This is a genomic window from Streptococcus sp. (assembly GCF_019414905.1).
Classification (GTDB): Bacteria; Bacillota; Bacilli; order Lactobacillales; family Streptococcaceae; genus Streptococcus.
The window spans coordinates 1-16,433 of the sequence record NZ_DXLC01000270.1; the positions used below are offsets into that span (position 1 = coordinate 1).

At 40.9% G+C, this 16,433-nt stretch carries 31 protein-coding genes; all 31 read right to left on the bottom strand.

All coding sequences use genetic code 11. The features are described from left to right. Positions 1-65: 65 nt before the first annotated feature. Positions 66-1,403: a PFL family protein gene (locus QZ359_RS08140; protein WP_293965384.1), complete on the bottom strand. Its 1,338-nt coding sequence runs from the start codon at positions 1,401-1,403 to the stop codon at positions 66-68. 9 nt (positions 1,404-1,412) lie between these two features. Continuing rightward, on the bottom strand, positions 1,413-1,679 hold the full coding sequence (locus tag QZ359_RS08145; RefSeq protein ID WP_000644118.1) for an ACT domain-containing protein: 267 nt from the start codon (positions 1,677-1,679) through the stop codon (positions 1,413-1,415). A 264-nt stretch (positions 1,680-1,943) separates the two neighbouring features. Beyond that, entirely contained in the window at positions 1,944-2,330 is a 387-nt protein-coding gene (gene rplQ / locus QZ359_RS08150; RefSeq protein WP_000331493.1) for a 50S ribosomal protein L17, read from the bottom strand. 11 nt (positions 2,331-2,341) lie between these two features. Further along, positions 2,342-3,277, bottom strand: coding sequence for a DNA-directed RNA polymerase subunit alpha (locus QZ359_RS08155; protein ID WP_000568988.1), 936 nt, complete (start codon positions 3,275-3,277; stop codon positions 2,342-2,344). Between the two features lie 42 nt (positions 3,278-3,319). Further along, on the bottom strand, positions 3,320-3,703 hold the full coding sequence (gene rpsK / locus QZ359_RS08160; RefSeq protein ID WP_001118385.1) for a 30S ribosomal protein S11: 384 nt from the start codon (positions 3,701-3,703) through the stop codon (positions 3,320-3,322). Positions 3,704-3,720: 17 nt separating this feature from the next. Then, complete coding sequence (gene rpsM, locus QZ359_RS08165) at positions 3,721-4,086, bottom strand: 30S ribosomal protein S13 (protein ID WP_000090781.1); 366 nt, start codon at positions 4,084-4,086, stop codon at positions 3,721-3,723. A 17-nt stretch (positions 4,087-4,103) separates the two neighbouring features. After that, positions 4,104-4,220, bottom strand: a complete 117-nt coding sequence (gene rpmJ / locus QZ359_RS08170) for a 50S ribosomal protein L36 (RefSeq protein WP_001808836.1) — start codon at positions 4,218-4,220, stop codon at positions 4,104-4,106. Between the two features lie 24 nt (positions 4,221-4,244). After that, the gene (gene infA, locus QZ359_RS08175) at positions 4,245-4,463 is read right to left on the bottom strand and encodes a translation initiation factor IF-1 (RefSeq protein ID WP_001029883.1); all 219 of its coding nucleotides are present in this window, start codon (positions 4,461-4,463) and stop codon (positions 4,245-4,247) included. A gap of 116 nt (positions 4,464-4,579) precedes the next feature. After that, entirely contained in the window at positions 4,580-5,218 is a 639-nt protein-coding gene (locus QZ359_RS08180; protein WP_001050445.1) for an adenylate kinase, read from the bottom strand. 149 nt (positions 5,219-5,367) lie between these two features. Beyond that, on the bottom strand, positions 5,368-6,678 hold the full coding sequence (gene secY / locus QZ359_RS08185; protein ID WP_000465404.1) for a preprotein translocase subunit SecY: 1,311 nt from the start codon (positions 6,676-6,678) through the stop codon (positions 5,368-5,370). A gap of 12 nt (positions 6,679-6,690) precedes the next feature. After that, positions 6,691-7,131, bottom strand: coding sequence for a 50S ribosomal protein L15 (gene rplO, locus QZ359_RS08190; protein ID WP_000766087.1), 441 nt, complete (start codon positions 7,129-7,131; stop codon positions 6,691-6,693). A 144-nt stretch (positions 7,132-7,275) separates the two neighbouring features. Continuing rightward, positions 7,276-7,458: a 50S ribosomal protein L30 gene (rpmD, locus tag QZ359_RS08195; protein ID WP_000057241.1), complete on the bottom strand. Its 183-nt coding sequence runs from the start codon at positions 7,456-7,458 to the stop codon at positions 7,276-7,278. Between the two features lie 13 nt (positions 7,459-7,471). Continuing rightward, a complete protein-coding gene (gene rpsE / locus QZ359_RS08200) occupies positions 7,472-7,966 on the bottom strand; it encodes a 30S ribosomal protein S5 (RefSeq protein ID WP_000874202.1) in 495 nt (164 codons plus the stop codon). Positions 7,967-7,983: 17 nt separating this feature from the next. Continuing rightward, complete coding sequence (rplR, locus tag QZ359_RS08205) at positions 7,984-8,340, bottom strand: 50S ribosomal protein L18 (protein WP_000624044.1); 357 nt, start codon at positions 8,338-8,340, stop codon at positions 7,984-7,986. Between the two features lie 83 nt (positions 8,341-8,423). Beyond that, a complete protein-coding gene (gene rplF, locus QZ359_RS08210) occupies positions 8,424-8,960 on the bottom strand; it encodes a 50S ribosomal protein L6 (protein WP_000086640.1) in 537 nt (178 codons plus the stop codon). 187 nt (positions 8,961-9,147) lie between these two features. Next, positions 9,148-9,546 carry a 30S ribosomal protein S8 gene (gene rpsH / locus QZ359_RS08215; protein WP_000245504.1) on the bottom strand — a complete coding sequence of 133 codons (399 nt, stop codon included), beginning with the start codon at positions 9,544-9,546 and terminating at the stop codon, positions 9,148-9,150. A 283-nt stretch (positions 9,547-9,829) separates the two neighbouring features. After that, positions 9,830-10,015 (bottom strand): type Z 30S ribosomal protein S14, encoded by a 186-nt coding sequence (locus QZ359_RS08220; protein ID WP_001085699.1) that lies wholly within the window; start codon positions 10,013-10,015, stop codon positions 9,830-9,832. Positions 10,016-10,032: 17 nt separating this feature from the next. Continuing rightward, positions 10,033-10,575 carry a 50S ribosomal protein L5 gene (rplE, locus tag QZ359_RS08225; protein ID WP_000013542.1) on the bottom strand — a complete coding sequence of 181 codons (543 nt, stop codon included), beginning with the start codon at positions 10,573-10,575 and terminating at the stop codon, positions 10,033-10,035. A 23-nt stretch (positions 10,576-10,598) separates the two neighbouring features. Beyond that, the gene (gene rplX, locus QZ359_RS08230; protein ID WP_000497691.1) at positions 10,599-10,904 is read right to left on the bottom strand and encodes a 50S ribosomal protein L24; all 306 of its coding nucleotides are present in this window, start codon (positions 10,902-10,904) and stop codon (positions 10,599-10,601) included. Positions 10,905-10,981: 77 nt separating this feature from the next. Continuing rightward, positions 10,982-11,350 (bottom strand): 50S ribosomal protein L14, encoded by a 369-nt coding sequence (rplN, locus tag QZ359_RS08235; protein ID WP_000616545.1) that lies wholly within the window; start codon positions 11,348-11,350, stop codon positions 10,982-10,984. Positions 11,351-11,375: 25 nt separating this feature from the next. Then, the gene (gene rpsQ, locus QZ359_RS08240; protein ID WP_000440801.1) at positions 11,376-11,636 is read right to left on the bottom strand and encodes a 30S ribosomal protein S17; all 261 of its coding nucleotides are present in this window, start codon (positions 11,634-11,636) and stop codon (positions 11,376-11,378) included. A 24-nt stretch (positions 11,637-11,660) separates the two neighbouring features. After that, complete coding sequence (gene rpmC / locus QZ359_RS08245; RefSeq protein WP_000772918.1) at positions 11,661-11,867, bottom strand: 50S ribosomal protein L29; 207 nt, start codon at positions 11,865-11,867, stop codon at positions 11,661-11,663. A 9-nt stretch (positions 11,868-11,876) separates the two neighbouring features. Beyond that, the gene (gene rplP, locus QZ359_RS08250; protein WP_000960946.1) at positions 11,877-12,290 is read right to left on the bottom strand and encodes a 50S ribosomal protein L16; all 414 of its coding nucleotides are present in this window, start codon (positions 12,288-12,290) and stop codon (positions 11,877-11,879) included. A 3-nt stretch (positions 12,291-12,293) separates the two neighbouring features. Next, positions 12,294-12,947, bottom strand: coding sequence for a 30S ribosomal protein S3 (rpsC, locus tag QZ359_RS08255; RefSeq protein WP_000529936.1), 654 nt, complete (start codon positions 12,945-12,947; stop codon positions 12,294-12,296). A 12-nt stretch (positions 12,948-12,959) separates the two neighbouring features. Next, positions 12,960-13,304: a 50S ribosomal protein L22 gene (rplV, locus tag QZ359_RS08260; RefSeq protein WP_000818137.1), complete on the bottom strand. Its 345-nt coding sequence runs from the start codon at positions 13,302-13,304 to the stop codon at positions 12,960-12,962. Between the two features lie 11 nt (positions 13,305-13,315). After that, entirely contained in the window at positions 13,316-13,597 is a 282-nt protein-coding gene (gene rpsS, locus QZ359_RS08265) for a 30S ribosomal protein S19 (RefSeq protein WP_000533766.1), read from the bottom strand. Positions 13,598-13,700: 103 nt separating this feature from the next. After that, positions 13,701-14,534, bottom strand: coding sequence for a 50S ribosomal protein L2 (gene rplB, locus QZ359_RS08270; RefSeq protein WP_000512911.1), 834 nt, complete (start codon positions 14,532-14,534; stop codon positions 13,701-13,703). A gap of 17 nt (positions 14,535-14,551) precedes the next feature. Then, positions 14,552-14,848 carry a 50S ribosomal protein L23 gene (locus QZ359_RS08275; RefSeq protein WP_001055347.1) on the bottom strand — a complete coding sequence of 99 codons (297 nt, stop codon included), beginning with the start codon at positions 14,846-14,848 and terminating at the stop codon, positions 14,552-14,554. Then, the gene (rplD, locus tag QZ359_RS08280) at positions 14,848-15,471 is read right to left on the bottom strand and encodes a 50S ribosomal protein L4 (protein WP_000024549.1); all 624 of its coding nucleotides are present in this window, start codon (positions 15,469-15,471) and stop codon (positions 14,848-14,850) included. Before rplD ends, QZ359_RS08275 begins: the two co-directional genes overlap by 1 nt. Before the next feature lie 24 nt (positions 15,472-15,495). Further along, positions 15,496-16,122 (bottom strand): 50S ribosomal protein L3, encoded by a 627-nt coding sequence (rplC, locus tag QZ359_RS08285; RefSeq protein WP_000160197.1) that lies wholly within the window; start codon positions 16,120-16,122, stop codon positions 15,496-15,498. Between the two features lie 81 nt (positions 16,123-16,203). Beyond that, positions 16,204-16,433: 30S ribosomal protein S10 (gene rpsJ, locus QZ359_RS08290; protein ID WP_293965613.1), on the bottom strand; the 230-nt coding region annotated here is incomplete at its 5' end.

The following is a 16,433-nucleotide window of genomic DNA, read 5'->3' on the forward strand; positions in this document are numbered from 1 at the left end:
CTTTATTTAATGATTATAGTATACACACCTAACCTTAAATAGAACTTAAAATTTCTCCTATTTTCTTAATTTTTAAAACTATGAATTGGTGCTGGGATTTGTCCTCCACGAGAGATGAAATCGAAAGACGAAGCCCCATTGACCTTCATAACAGGCGCAGTTCCTAATAGGCCACCAAATTCAATCATATCGCCTTCTTTTCCTTTTGGAATAATACGAACAGCTGTTGTTTTCATGTTAATGACACCAATTGCCGCTTCATCTGCAATCATAGCCGCAATGGTTTCAGCAGGTGTATCCTCCGGAATGGCAATCATATCCAAGCCAACGGAACAGATAGCCGTCATAGCTTCTAGTTTTTCTAGATTAAGAGAGCCATTTTGCACTGCAGCAATCATTCCTTCATCCTCTGAAACAGGGATAAAGGCACCAGACAAACCACCAACTTGGTTGCAGGCCATAACTCCGCCCTTCTTAACTTGGTCATTCAAGAGAGCCAAGGCAGCCGTCGTCCCGTGTGTTCCAACTGTTTCTAGCCCCATTTCCTCAAGGACACGTGCAACAGAATCTCCAACCGCAGGAGTTGGCGCCAAACTCAAGTCCACAATACCAAACTCCACACCCAGTCTTTCACTAGCCATCTGACCAACCAATTGACCGATACGAGTGATTTTGAAGGCAGTCTTCTTGACTGTTTCTGCTACTACATCAAAGCTCTGTCCACGAACTTTTTCCAAGGCACGTTTCACCACACCAGGACCAGAAACTCCGACATTGATGATAACATCAGCTTCCCCAACACCGTGGAAGGCACCCGCCATAAACGGATTGTCCTCAACAGCATTAGCGAATACAACCAACTTAGCTGCCCCCATATCAGATAGAGTTGCTGTTTCCTTGATAACTCGTCCCATATCTGCCACAGCCGTCATATTAATACCAGACTTGGTTGAACCGATATTGACTGAAGAGCAGACTTTGTCCGTTTCAGCCAAAGCGCGAGGAATAGAATTGATAAGAATCTCATCTCCCTTTTGATAACCCTTTTGTACCAAGGCTGAAAAACCACCAATAAAGTCCACACCAATCTCTTTCGCAGCCTTATCAAGTGCTTTTGCCAGAACCACATAGTCTGTCGCATCTGTCGCTGCTCCAATCAGAGAAATAGGAGTCACCGATACACGCTTATTAACGATAGGAATTCCCAACTCAGCTGCAATCTCATCGCCAACAGCCACTAAATTAGCTGCCTTGCTCGTAATCTTTTGATAAATTTTCTCCGCAGCCCGATTGATATCTGGATCAATACAGTCCAAAAGGGAAATTCCCATTGTAATAGTTCTGATATCGAAGTTCTGCTCCTCAATCATGGCGATGGTTTCAGTAACTTGTCTAATATCCATGATAACCTCCTAGATATTATACATAGCTTCGAAAATGGCAGCACTCTGAATATTGATTTTTACATTCAAAGTTTCCCCAAAGGCTTCAAACTCTTTACGAAGATAGGTAAAATCTTGCTTTTCATCATTAGAGACGACAGCCATCATTGTGAAATATTCATCCAAGACAGTTTGAGAGATATCATCGATATTCAAACCTAATTCTGCAATTTTACCAGAAACACCTGCAACAATTCCAGATTTATCTTTACCAACAACAGTTATAATCGCTTTCATAAGCAAACTCCAATTCTTCTTTTAATAGGAAACCTGAACATTAAACAGGATTCTTTTCAAATAGTATAGCATAATTCTAACTAAAATACTCAAAAACGCCTGCTTACGAAGTTGTTCTTAAGAAAAAAACAATTTCGTAAACAAGCGTCTACTATCCCAACTTATGATGAGTGTTCCCGCTAGGACCGAAATCCTAGCGGTAGACCAGAGCTAGACTAAGAGCACAAGACTCCATCATCATAACACTCAACAAAATTGATGATTTTATACTAATTCGATGATCGCCATTGGCGCTGCATCACCACGACGTGGTTCAGTTTTAAGGATACGAGTGTATCCACCGTTACGTTCAGCATAACGAGGTGCGATTTCTGAGAACAATTTTTGAAGTGCTGTAGTAGAAGTGTACTTATCAGTTGCTTCATCATAGTTTTCAGATGCGATTTCATTACGCACGAAAGCAGCTGCTTGACGACGTGCATGTAAATCACCACGTTTACCTAGAGTAATCATTTTTTCAACAGTTTTACGGATTTCTTTAGCACGAGCTTCAGTTGTCACGATTGATTCGTTGATCAAAAGGTCAGTTGTCAAATCGCGAAGCATTGCTTTACGTTGTGAGCTAGTGCGTCCTAGTTTACGGTAAGCCATGTATTCCTCCTTTATTTATCTTTTAATCCAAGACCCAAATCAATGAGTTTGAGTTTCACTTCTTCCAAACTCTTGCGTCCAAGATTTCGTACTTTCATCATCTCTGCTTCAGATTTTTCTGTCAAATCATGCACAGTATTGATACCGGCACGTTTCAAACAGTTGTATGAACGCACAGACAAGTCCAGTTCCTCAATCGTACGATCCAAAATACGGTCGTCAGATTCAGTATCAGCTTCTTTCATCACTTCAGTTGACTTAGCAATCTCAGTAAGATTTGTAAACAAATCAAGATGTTCTGTCAAAATACGTGCTGAAAGCCCTAAAGCATCTTCTGGAATAATTGTTCCATTTGTCAAGATTTCAAGGGTTAGTTTGTCAAATCCATCATTGCTACCTACACGAGCAGGTTCAACTTGATAGTTGACTTTGGTAACTGGTGTATAAATAGAATCTACAGCAAGTGTCCCAACTGGTGCATTATCCTTTTTATTTTCATCTGCAGGTACATATCCACGACCACTGTTAACAGTCATAGTCGCTTTTAGAGAAGAACCTTCACCGATTGTAAAGAGATAATGATCTGGATTTACAATTTCAATATCGCTATCTGTCAAAATGTCACCAGCTGTTACTTCAGCAGGACCTTCAACATCCAGTTCGATGATTTTTTCGTCTTCAACGTACGATTTCACTGCAATTCCTTTAATGTTCAGAATGATTTGCATCACGTCTTCACGAACACCTGGAACTGTGTCAAACTCATGTAACACACCATCAATGTTAATAGATGTCACAGCTGCTCCTGGTAGAGAAGCTAGAAGTACACGACGAAGAGAGTTACCAAGAGTTGTACCGTAGCCACGTTCAAGTGGTTCGATTACAAACTTGCCATAATCTTTATTTTCATCAATTTTTGTTATATTTGGTTTTTCAAACTCAATCATTTAGTTACTCCCTCTTAAACGAAAAGCAGTGTAATGCGATGATTATACACGGCGACGTTTTGGAGGACGAGCACCATTGTGTGGCACTGGAGTCACATCACGAATTGCTGTTACTTCAAGACCAGCGGCAGCAAGCGCACGAATAGCTGACTCACGACCAGAACCTGGACCTTTTACAGTAACTTCAACTGATTTAAGACCGTGTTCTTGTGCAGATTTAGCAGCAGCTTCAGAAGCCATTTGAGCAGCGAATGGTGTAGATTTACGAGAACCTTTGAAACCAAGAGCACCAGCTGATGACCAAGCAATTGCATTACCATGCACATCAGTAATCATAACAATAGTGTTATTAAATGTAGCGTGAATATGAGCAATACCAGATTCGATATTCTTTTTCACACGACGTTTACGTGTTGGTTTAGCCAAGACTTTTACCTCCTATATTATTTTTTCTTACCAGCGATCGCAACAGCTTTACCTTTACGAGTGCGAGCGTTGTTTTTAGTGTTTTGTCCACGGACAGGAAGTCCACGACGGTGACGGATACCACGGTATGAACCGATTTCCATCAAACGTTTGATGTTCAAGTTTACTTCACGACGAAGGTCACCTTCAACTTTGATTGCATCCACTTCACGACGGATAGCATCTTCTTGATCTGATGTAAGATCACGTACACGAACATCTTCTGAGATTCCAGCAGCAGCCAAAATTTTCTTAGATGTTGCAAGTCCGATACCATAAACATAAGTCAATGAGATTACTACGCGTTTGTCATTTGGAATGTCAACTCCAGCAATACGAGCCATGTTTTCTCCTTTCTATCTTATCCTTGACGTTGTTTGTGTTTTGGATTTGCTGGGCAAATTACCATAACACGACCATTACGACGAATTACTTTACAGTATTCGCAAATTGGTTTGACCGATGGTCTTACTTTCATTTCTTATCCCTCCAAGTTTTTCGATTATTTAAAGCGGTAAGTGATACGTCCACGTGTCAAGTCATATGGACTCATTTCGACAGTAACACGATCTCCCGCTAAAATACGAATATAGTTTTTACGAATTTTACCAGAAACTGTTGCTAAAATCTGATGTCCATTTTCAAGTTCAACCGTAAACATTGCATTCGGCATAGTATCAACTACTTTACCTTCAACTTCAATCACATCGTCTTTTGCCACGCAAAAGTACCTCCATAAATTTCGATTCGATGCCTCTAGACACAGAGACAACAATTATAAGTCAGACTATTTCAGTATAACATTTGTAGCTGATTTTTGCAAGTGTGAAAAGCGCTTTATTTCAAATTTGTCAATACTTTTTCGATATCTGAGAAGACATCATTGATATCTTGATTACCTTCGATGTCATGAACCAAACCTTTGGCACGGTAGTGAGCAATGATTGGCTCCCCTTGAGCAATATTCACATCCAAACGACGTTTTACTGTCTCAGGCTTATCATCTTCACGTTGGTAGTAATCTTCTTCTTTATAGTCAACTGGTGGGTTAAAGACCTTGTGGAAAGTTTCTCCAGTTACGCGATGGATGATACGACCACTCAAACGTTCCAAGAGACTGTCAGGATTCACTTCAATATTGATAACACCTTCTAGTTCAATGCCAAGTTCAGCCAATGTTTTGTCCAAAGCATAAGCTTGTTCAATTGTACGTGGGTAACCATCCAACAAGAATCCTGTTTCTTTAATATCATCTTGTGAAAGACGTTCTTTTACGATTCCATTTGTAACTTCGTCAGGAACCAATTCACCCTTGTCAATGTATGACTTAGCAAGAACACCCATTTCAGTTTGATTTGCCATAGCAGCGCGGAACATATCACCTGTTGAGATATGTGCAACATGGAATTGTTCTACGATTTTTGCTGCTTGAGTTCCCTTACCTGCACCAGGTAAGCCCATAATCAAAAGATTCATGATCTGATCTCCTTATTTTATTTTTAAATAGAAGCAAAAAGTCTTTTCACCCCTATTTAAAAACAAAATAGAAGAGGGGAGACCAAACTCTCACTAATGCCAGAGTCAAACCTCCACTCCCTCAGCATTTACTGATTCCGTAAATACTTTTATTCTGTTCTGTCCATGAAACCAACATACTTACGTTTCAATAGGTAACCTTCCAATTGTTTGATTCCTTCAATACCTGTAGAGATAATGATCAAAAGACTAGTTCCTCCAAAAGCAACTGCTTCTGAAAGTCCGAAAACATCTTTTGCTACAATCGGTAAAATAGAAATCACACCAAGGAAGAGGGAACCAACTGTTGCAAGACGACGAAGAAGTTTAGACATATATTCTTCTGTACCTTTACCAGGACGAACTCCGTGGATATAGGCACCGCTCTTTTGTAGGTTCTCTGCCGCTTTTTCAGGATTAATCTGTACAAACGTATAGAAGAATGTAAAGAGAATAATCAATAAAGCATACATGGCGATACCAGTTGGTGAAGTTGTTGCCAGCATTTCTTGTGCTGTTCTTACCCAAGCCCAATCATGACCTGTAGCGCTTAAAAACTGTAGAATAGCTGCTGGCGCCGCAGTAATCGAACTTGCGAAGATAACAGGGATAACTCCAGCAGGGTTGACCTTCAAAGGAAGGTAAGAGCTAGATGGAGCACCTTGTGCAACCTTAGTATATTGGATTGGAATTTTGTATTCTGCTTGTTGAACATAAGTTGTAAAGTAAATGATCAACAATACAGTAATAATCAAAATGATTACGAAAATGATAGATGAGTTGATACGGCTACTTGGGACGTTCACAAAGTAGTCCACATAGATGCCCTGAATCATCTCTGGGATTGAGGAAACAATCCCGGCAAAGATGATCATAGAAACACCATTTCCGTATCCCTTATCTGTAATTTGCTCCCCCAACCAAGTAACAATCATGCTACCAGCTGTTAAGATGATACCAATCATGATAAAGACTTGTGGAGTAAGAGCTGTTTTCAACAATTGAGCTCCAGCCAAAGTATTAAAACCAGCTGTGATCCCGATAGATTGCACAAAAGCGAGAACTAGAGCAATATAACGAGTAGCTTGATTCAATTTTCTTCGACCTACTTCCCCTTGTTTACCCCACTCTACAAACTTGGGTAAAATATCCATTTGCAAGAGTTGGACAACGATAGAGGCCGTAATGTAGGGACTAACACCAAGAGCAAAAACTGAAAAGTTTTTCATGGCATTCCCTGACACCAAGCTCAACATGTTTAAGAAGGATAATCCACTTAAAGCATTCAAGCTATTGGCATTCACACCGGGAACTGTAATGCTAGTTCCGATACGAAAGACCAAAACGATAAAAATTGTAAATAAAATTTTTGATCGAACCTGCTTGACTTTAAGAGCTTCTCTTAATAATTTAAAAAACATAGGTCACCTCTCTTAGATGACTTCTACTGAACCACCTTTAGCAGTGATAGCTTCTTCAGCTGATTTAGAGAATTTAGCTGCTTTCACAGTCAATTTCTTAGTCAACTCACCGTTACCAAGAATTTTAATACCTGATTTTTCAGCTTTAACAATTCCTGCTTCGATAAGAACAACTGGAGTAACTTCAGCACCATCTTCAAAGACGTTCAATTGGTCAAGGTTCACAATTGCGTATTCTTTAGCGTTGATGTTAGTGAATCCACGTTTTGGAAGACGACGGAACAATGGAGTTTGTCCACCTTCAAAACCAAGGCGAACTCCGCCACCGCTACGAGCTTTTTGACCTTTTTGACCACGACCAGATGTTTTACCGTTACCTGATGAAGTACCACGACCAACGCGGTTACGTACTTTACGAGAACCTTCTGCAGGTTTCAATTCATGAAGTTTCATTTTTATTTTCTCCTCTTTTGTAAAATGCTAGCGCCGATAAGGGAGAAAAGGTTGTCTCCCCCATCAACTCGCCTATACGACGTCATCATAGATGACTATATCTAGTTTTAGGGGATGGTATAGTGCACATCCCCTAAAAATTCATTAGTTTACTTCTTCAACTGTTACCAAGTGAGATACTGCTGTGATCATACCACGGATAGCAGCGTTATCTTCTTTAATAACAGAGCTGTTCAATTTGCCAAGTCCAAGTGCTACAACAGTTTTACGTTGTGATGGAATGCGTCCGATTGGAGACTTAGTCAAAGTAATTTTAATTTGAGCCATTTTATCCCCTTTCTTATGCCAAATCAGAAACTGAAATACCACGAAGGGCAGCAACTTCTTCAGCGCGTTTCAATTGTTTCAAACCTTCAACAGTTGCACGAACAATGTTGATTGGAGTGTTAGAACCAAGTGATTTAGATGTAATATCTGCCACACCTGCCAATTCCACAACGGCACGAACTGCACCACCAGCGGCAACTCCAGAACCTTCTACAGCAGGTTTCAACAATACTTTAGCTCCACCGAATTCTGAAAGAACTTCGTGTGGGATTGTTGTTCCAACCATAGGAACTTCGATCAAGTTTTTCTTAGCATCATCTACTGCTTTACGGATTGCTTCTGGAACTTCTTGAGCTTTACCAGTACCAAATCCTACGCGACCGTTGTGGTCACCAACAACAACAAGAGCTGCGAAACGAAGACGACGTCCACCTTTAACAACTTTTGTAACACGGTTGACAGCAACTACGCGTTCTTCTAATTCAACTGCATTGTCTTTAAATGCCATTTTCTAGTGTCCTCCTATTAGAATTTCAATCCGTTTTCACGAGCTGCATCAGCCAAAGCTTTCACACGTCCGTGATATAGATATCCACCGCGGTCGAACACCACTTCTGAAATACCTTTAGCGTTTGCACGTTCTGCAACGAGTTTACCGACAGCAACGGCTTGTTCAGTTTTAGTTCCTTTTGAAACTTCTTTGTCAAGAGTTGAAGCACTTGCGAGCGTTACACCCGCTACGTCATCAATCACTTGAGCGTAGATGCCTGTATTAGAACGGAATACGTTCAAACGTGGGCGATCAGCAGTTCCAGAGAGTTTTCCGCGAACGCGACGGTGGCGTTTTTGGCGGAGTTTGTTTTTATCTGGTTTTGAAATCACAGTTTTCACCTCTTTAGTTTTAAATCGTGTGCTATGCACAAAGTTGGAAAATAGGTTGGTAGTTGAAAATCAACCACTCAACATTATTTACCTGTTTTACCTTCTTTACGGCGAACGAATTCACCAACGTAACGGATACCTTTACCTTTATATGGTTCTGGTGAACGAAGGCTACGTACGTAAGCAGCTGTTTGACCAACTACTTCTTTTGAAATTCCGCTAACAACGATTGTTGTTGGGTTTGGAAGTTCAAAAGTAATTCCTTCTGGAGCTTCAACTTCATCTGGATGAGATTTACCAACAGCCAAAACAAGTTTAGATCCTTGAAGTTGTGCACGGTAACCAACCCCACGCATTTCAAGTTCTTTCTTGAATCCTTCTGATACACCAACAACCATGTTGTTCAAAAGGGCACGAGTAGTTCCGTGGATAGTTTTCATTTCTTTTGAATCGTTTGGACGGTGAAGAGTTACTTCAGTACCTTCCACACGGATTTCAATATCTTTTGAGAACTCACGAGTAAGTTCTCCTTTAGGTCCTTTTACAGTTACAACGTTGTCATTGTTAGTGAGTTCAACACCAGCAGGCAACACGATAACTTTATTACCAATACGTGACATGTTTATTTTCTCCTGTTAAATTGTCAGGCCAAAACGGCCAGTTTTCACGGGGTTCAATCGATTTCTCGATTTAAAGGAACATTTAGGTTTCAATTTCAAAGTGAATCTAGGCATCGTCTCGCAGGCTTAACTTTGGGTTAGGCAAGAGACGATAACGAAGAGTCACAAAGAAATTGGGAGCTAAATATTACCAAACGTAAGCGATAACCTCACCACCAACATTCTTTTGGCGTGCTTCTTTATCAGTAAGCAAACCTTCAGAAGTTGAAAGGATAGCAATTCCAAGTCCGTTAAGAACTTTTGGAAGGTCTTCACGTTTTTTGTAGACACGAAGTCCTGGTTTAGAAACACGTTTTAAGTTAGTGATAACTTTTTCACCGTTTGGTCCGTATTTAAGGAATACACGGATGATGCCTTGTTTGTCATCTTCGATGATTTCTACGTTCTTAACAAAACCTTCGCGTTTAAGGATTTCAGCAATCCCTTTTTTGATATTTGATGCAGGTACTTCAAGTACTTCGTGTTTAGCTTGGTTAGCGTTACGAATACGAGTTAGGAAGTCTGCGATTGGGTCAGTCATAACCATTTTGTTTTTCTCCTCTTACTAGTAGTTTGCAAGTTGCACTTGCTAGTTAATACATGATACAAAGAGCGTAACAGCACGAGCAAAAATAGGCAATTTGATGCAGGAGCGATGCTCCAAAGAAAATTGGTCTTTTTTGCCAAAGCTGTAGCTCGTGTTCAAATTGGAAACCCCAACTGAACCTGGGCTAAACTCTGTGTGAAAAAGATAAACTTTCCTAGAAACTTCAGTTTTTTCGTCAAGTTCCTATTTTCACTTAGAGTTTTGACGCCCTTGATATCTTAAATTACCAAGATGCTTTTGTTACACCAGGGATTTGACCTTTATATGCCAATTCACGGAAGCAAACACGGCAAAGTTTAAACTTGCGGTAAACTGAGTGTGGACGTCCACAACGTTCACAGCGAGTGTATGCTTGAGTAGAGAACTTCGCTGGGCGTTTGTTCTTAGCAATCATAGATTTTTTAGCCATTAGTTATACCTCCTATATTATTTTGCAAAAGGCATTCCAAGGCCTGTAAGCAATGCACGTGACTCTTCGTCAGTGTTAGCAGTTGTTACGATAACGATGTCAAGACCACGAGTTTTGTCAACATCATCGAAGTTGATTTCTGGGAAGATCAATTGTTCTTTCACACCAAGTGTGTAGTTTCCGCGTCCATCAAATGATTTTGTTGGAACACCGTGGAAGTCACGTACACGTGGAAGTGAAACTGAAACCAATTTATCCAAGAATTCGTACATACGTTCACCACGAAGGGTAACTTTTGCACCGATCGCTACACCTTCACGAAGACGGAAGCCGGCGATTGATTTTTTAGCTTTAGTGATAAGTGGTTTTTGACCTGAGATAAGTGCTAATTCTTCAGCAGCTTTTTCAAGGCTTTTGGCGTTTGATACAGCTTCACCAACACCCATGTTCAAAACGATCTTATCTACTTTAGGCACAGCCATCACTGATGAGTAGTTGAATTGTTCTGTCAAAGCAGGAACTACTTCATTAAGATATTTTTCTTTTAAACGATTTGCCATTATACTTCTCCTTTCCTTCGTGATTAATCAAGCACTTCGCCTGATTTTTTGTTGTAGCGAACTTTTTTACCGTCTACAAATTTGTAACCAACACGACCAGCTACACCATTTTTGTCCAAAACTTGAACGTTTGATACGTGGATAGCTGCTTCTTTCTCGATGATACCACCTTGAGGAAGCTCGTTAGTTGGACGTTGGTGTTTCTTAACGATGTTAACACCTTCAACGATAACTTTGTTTACTTTTGGAAGGGCAGTAAGGACAACAGCTTCTGTTCCCTTATCTTTACCAGCGATTACGCGAACTTTGTCGCCTTTTTTTACAAACATTAGGTTTCTCCTTGATTTTTCTTACGCCCATAAGGGCACCCTAGCTTGAAGCTAGGGGACTAGTTTGTTTCTAAAAATTAAAGTACTTCTGGAGCAAGTGACACGATCTTCATGAAGCCACCTTCACGCAATTCACGTGCAACTGGGCCAAAGATACGTGTTCCGCGAGGAGTTTTGTCTTCACGGATGATAACTGCTGCGTTTTCGTCAAATTTGATGTATGAACCATCAGCACGACGAGCACCTGATTTAGTACGAACGATAACTGCTTTAACAACGTCACCTTTTTTAACCGCACCACCAGGAGTAGCTTGTTTTACAGATGCCACGATAACATCACCGATGTTTGCAAATTTACGTCCTGAACCACCAAGAACTTTGATAGTCAAGATTTCGCGAGCACCGCTGTTGTCTGCGACTTTCAAACGAGTTTCTGTTTGAATCATTTCAGTTTTCTCCTTTCAGGTTTGATTAGATGATGACCGCTTCTTCAACAACTTCTACAAGACGGAAACGTTTTGTAGCTGAAAGCGGACGAGTTTCCATGATACGTACGATATCGCCTTCTTTGGCAACATTGTTTTCATCATGAGCTTTGTATTTTTTAGAGTAGTTAATACGTTTACCATAGACTGGGTGGTTACGTTTTGTTTCAACTACAACTGTGATTGTTTTGTCCATTTTGTCAGATACAACACGTCCAACAAGAACTTTACGATTATTGCGTTCCATTGAAATTTCTCCTTCCCTAGTCTATTATTTCGCTTCAGATTGAACTGTTTTGATACGAGCGATTTGTTTTTTAACTTCTTTCAAGCGAGCTGTTTGTTCCAATTGACCAGTAGCAGCTTGGAAACGAAGTTCAAACAATTCTTTTTTCAATTCGTTTTCGCGCTTCGCGAGTTCTTCTTGAGAAAGACCACGAAGTTCTTTAACAAATTCTTTTACTTCATTAAGTTTCATGCCTTCTCCTTATTCTGCTTCACGTTTTACGAATTTACATTTAACTGGCAATTTGTGGCTAGCAAGACGAAGCGCTTCGCGTGCAATCTCTTCAGATACACCAGCGATTTCGAACATCACTTTACCACGTTTAACTGGTGCTACCCAACCTTCAGGTGCCCCTTTACCAGATCCCATACGAACCCCGATAGCTTTAGCTGTGTAAGATTTGTGTGGGAAGATTTTAATCCAAACTTTACCACCACGTTTCATGTAACGAGTCATGGCGATACGAGCAGCCTCGATTTGGCGGTTAGTGATCCAGTGGCTAGTTGTAGCTTGAAGACCGTATTCACCGAATGCTACTTCTTTCCCACCTTTAGCTTCACCGCGCATTTTACCACGGAATTCACGACGGTGTTTAACACGTTTAGGTACTAACATTGGTTATTTACCTCCTTTAGTGTTTTTACGAGCTGGAAGAACTTCACCACGGTAGATCCATACTTTAACACCAAGTTTACCGTATGTAGTATCTGCTTCTTCCCAAGCGTAATCGATATCTGCACGAAGTGTGTGAAGCGGAACTGTTCCTTCAGAGTATCCTTCAGCACGGGCAATATCTGCACCGTTCAAACGACCTGATACTTGAGTTTTAATTCCTTTAGCTCCAGCACGCATAGCACGTTGGATTGCTTGTTTTTGTGCACGACGGAAAGCAACACGTTGCTCCAATTGACGAGCAATTCCTTCACCAACAAGGTGAGCATCCAAATCAGGTTGTTTGATTTCGATGATGTTGATGTGTACTTGTTTTCCAGTCAATTTGTTAAGTTTTGCACGGAGTGCATCAACGTTAGCACCACCTTTACCGATAACCATACCTGGTTTAGCAGTGTGAAGTGAAACGTTAACTTTGTTTACTGCGCGTTCGATTTCAATAGTTGAAACTGCTGCGTCAGCAAGTTCTTTTTGAACGAATTTACGGATTGCAAGATCTTCATGAAGGTAATCCGCGTATTCTTTTTCAGCATACCATTTGGCATCCCAATCACGGATGATGCCGACACGCATACCAATTGGATGTACTTTTTGACCCACGATTTTACCTCCTTATTTTTCTGCAACAGCTACAGTGATGTGAGCTGTACGTTTGTTGATTGGTGAAGCTGAACCTTTCGCACGTGGACGGAAACGTTTCATAGTTGGTCCTTCGTTTGCGAATGCTTCAGATACTACCAAGTTAGCTTTATCCAAACCAAAGTTGTTTTCAGCGTTAGCTACAGCTGAGTTCAAAACTTTCAAGATGATTTCAGCAGCTTTGTTTGGAGTGAATGTCAAGATTGCGATTGCATCGGCTACGCTTTTACCACGGATGTTATCAAGAACAAGACGTGATTTACGAGGTGAAACACGTACTGTACGAGCCATTGCTTTAGCTGAAGTAATTTCTGCCATTTATGTTCTCCTTATTTTCTACGTGTTTTCTTGTCGTCTGCAGCGTGACCTTTGTAAGTACGAGTTGGTGCAAATTCACCAAGTTTGTGACCTACCATGTCTTCTTGAATGTAAACAGGTACGTGTTTACGTCCGTCATAAACTGCAATAGTATAACCAATGAAACTTGGGAAGATCGTTGAACGACGTGACCAAGTTTTAATAACTTTTTTCTTTTCGTCGTTAGCTTGAGCTTCAACTTTTTTCATCAAATGCTCATCGACGAAAGGTCCTTTTTTAAGACTGCGTCCCATTTTTATATTTTCTCCTTTAAATGTTGTACCACAGCGGCTTGCGCTCCTATGGAGCGCTACCGAGCTGGCGGATTTACTAGTTACTTAAGCGACTAGTTTAATATTATTTCTCGTTGCGACGACGAACGATAAGTTTGTCAGATTTCGCTTTCTTGTTACGAGTTTTAAGACCAAGAGCAGGTTTGCCCCATGGAGTAGATGGTGCTTTACGACCAACTGGTGCTTTACCTTCACCACCACCGTGTGGGTGATCGTTAGGGTTCATTACAGAACCACGAACTGTTGGGCGGATACCTTTCCAACGGCTACGTCCTGCTTTACCAAGGTTTACAAGTCCATGTTGTTCGTTTCCGACAACACCAACTGTAGCACGGCAAGTTCCAAGAATCATACGAACTTCACCTGATTGAAGACGAACAAGAACGTATTTACCTTCAGAACCCAATACTTGAGCAGATGCACCAGCAGCACGTACCAATTCACCACCACGACCTGGTTTCAACTCGATGTTGTGGATCAAAGTACCAACTGGGATGTTAGCAAGTGGAAGAGCGTTTCCGACTTTGATATCTGCTTCTGGCCCTGAAACGATACGTTGACCAACTTCAAGACCTTTTGGAGCGATGATGTACGCTTTCACACCGTCAGTGTAGTGTACAAGAGCGATGTTTGCAGAACGGTTTGGATCGTACTCGATTGTTTTAACAACTGCTTCAACGTTGTCTTTGTTACGTTTGAAGTCAACCAAACGGTAGAAACGTTTGTGTCCACCACCTTGGTGACGAACTGTGATACGACCGTTGTTGTTACGACCAGCCTTGCTCTTCAATGCAACAAGCAATGATTTTTCAGGAGTGCTTGTTGTGATTTCAGCGAAATCCAAAGAAGTCATATTACGGCGACCGTTTGTTGTTGGTTTATAAACACGAATTCCCACGATATTTCCTCCTTAGATTATTCAGCTTCAGCAGCAAACAACTCGATTGCTTTAGAATCAGCTGTAAGTGTGATGATAGCTTTTTTAGTTTTGTTAGTAAAACCAGTGTAACGTCCAACACGTTTAGCTTTTGGTTTTACGTTGATTGTGTTAACATTAGCAACTTTAACACCTTCGAAAGCAGCTTCAACAGCTTGCTTGATCAAAAGCTTGTGTGCACGAGTGTCAACTTCAAATACATATTTTCCTGCTTCAAGTTGAGCCATTGAGCTTTCAGTGATAACAGGTTTTTTGATAACATCATACAAATTCATTATGCAAGAACCTCCTCGATTTTAGAGATAGCTGCTTGAGTAACAAGAAGTTTGTCACTATTTGCGATGTCAAGAACACTTGCAGTTGTAGCAGTCGCAACTTTCACGTTTGGAAGGTTACGAGCTGAAAGAGCTGCGAATTCGTTTCCTTCTTCAAGAATAACAAGGACTTTAGAATCGATGCTCAAAGCTGCAAGAACTTTTGCAAATTCAGCAGTTTTTGGAGCTGTAAATTCAAGAGAATCAACGGCTACAAATTTGTTTTCAGCAACTTTTTCTGAGTAAACAGATTTAAGTGCAAGGCGACGAACTTTTTGAGGAAGTTTGTACGCATAGCTACGTGGAGTTGGTCCGAAGACGATTCCACCACCACGCCATTGTGGAGAGCGGATAGAACCTTGACGAGCACGTCCAGTTCCTTTTTGACGCCATGGTTTGCGTCCACCACCTGAAACAGCTGAGCGGTTTTTAACTGCGTGAGTTCCTTGACGAAGGCTAGCACGTTGGCTGATGATCACATCAAACACAACAGATTGGTTTGGTTCGATACCAAAGATTGCATCGTTAAGAACAACTTCGCCCGCTTGTTTACCAGTTTGGTCGAATAATGTTACATTTGCCATTTTGACTGTATTCCCCTTTCCTTATTATTTACCAGCTTTAACTGCTGATTTGATAGTGATAAGAGATTTCTTAGCACCTGGTACGTTACCTTTGATAAGGATAACGTTCTTTTCTGGAACAACTTGTACAACTTCAAGGTTTTGAATTGTTACGCGGTCGCCACCCATACGTCCTGCAAGGTTTTTACCTTTGAATACGCGGTTAGGTGCAACAGGTCCCATAGAACCTGGACGACGGTGGTAACGAGAACCGTGAGCCATTGGTCCACGTGATTGTCCGTGGCGTTTGATAACACCTTGGAAACCTTTACCTTTAGAAGTACCAGTTACGTCAACAACGTCTCCAGCTGCGAATGTTTCAACTGTAATTTCAGCACCAACTTCCAAGCCTTCAACGTTTTTGAATTCACGAATGAAGCGCTTAGGAGCCGTGTTAGCTTTCGCTACATGTCCTTTAGCAGGTTTGTTGCTCAATACTTCGCGTTTGTCATCGAAACCAACTTGGATAGCGTTGTATCCGTCTGTTTCAACAGTTTTAACTTGAAGAACAACGTTTGGAGTTGCTTCAATAACTGTTACAGGGATCAATTCGCCAGCTTCAGTGAAGATTTGAGTCATTCCCACTTTTTTCCCTAAGATTCCTTTTGTCATGAGAAAATAGTTCCTTTTCTATAGTTTTTTATTCAAAAAGTTTTTAACGAGCGTTTTTTATGCTCTTGATCAAGCTTTAGATTAAAGTTTGATTTCTACGTTTACACCACTTGGAAGATCCAATTTCATCAAAGCGTCAACTGTTTTTTGAGTTGGGTTAACGATATCGATCAAACGTTTGTGTGTACGCATTTCAAATTGTTCGCGAGAGTCTTTGTATTTGTGAGTCGCACGAATGATTGTGTAGAGGCTACGTTCAGTTGGAAGTGGGATTGGACCCGCAACTTGTGCACCTGTACGAGTAGCTGATT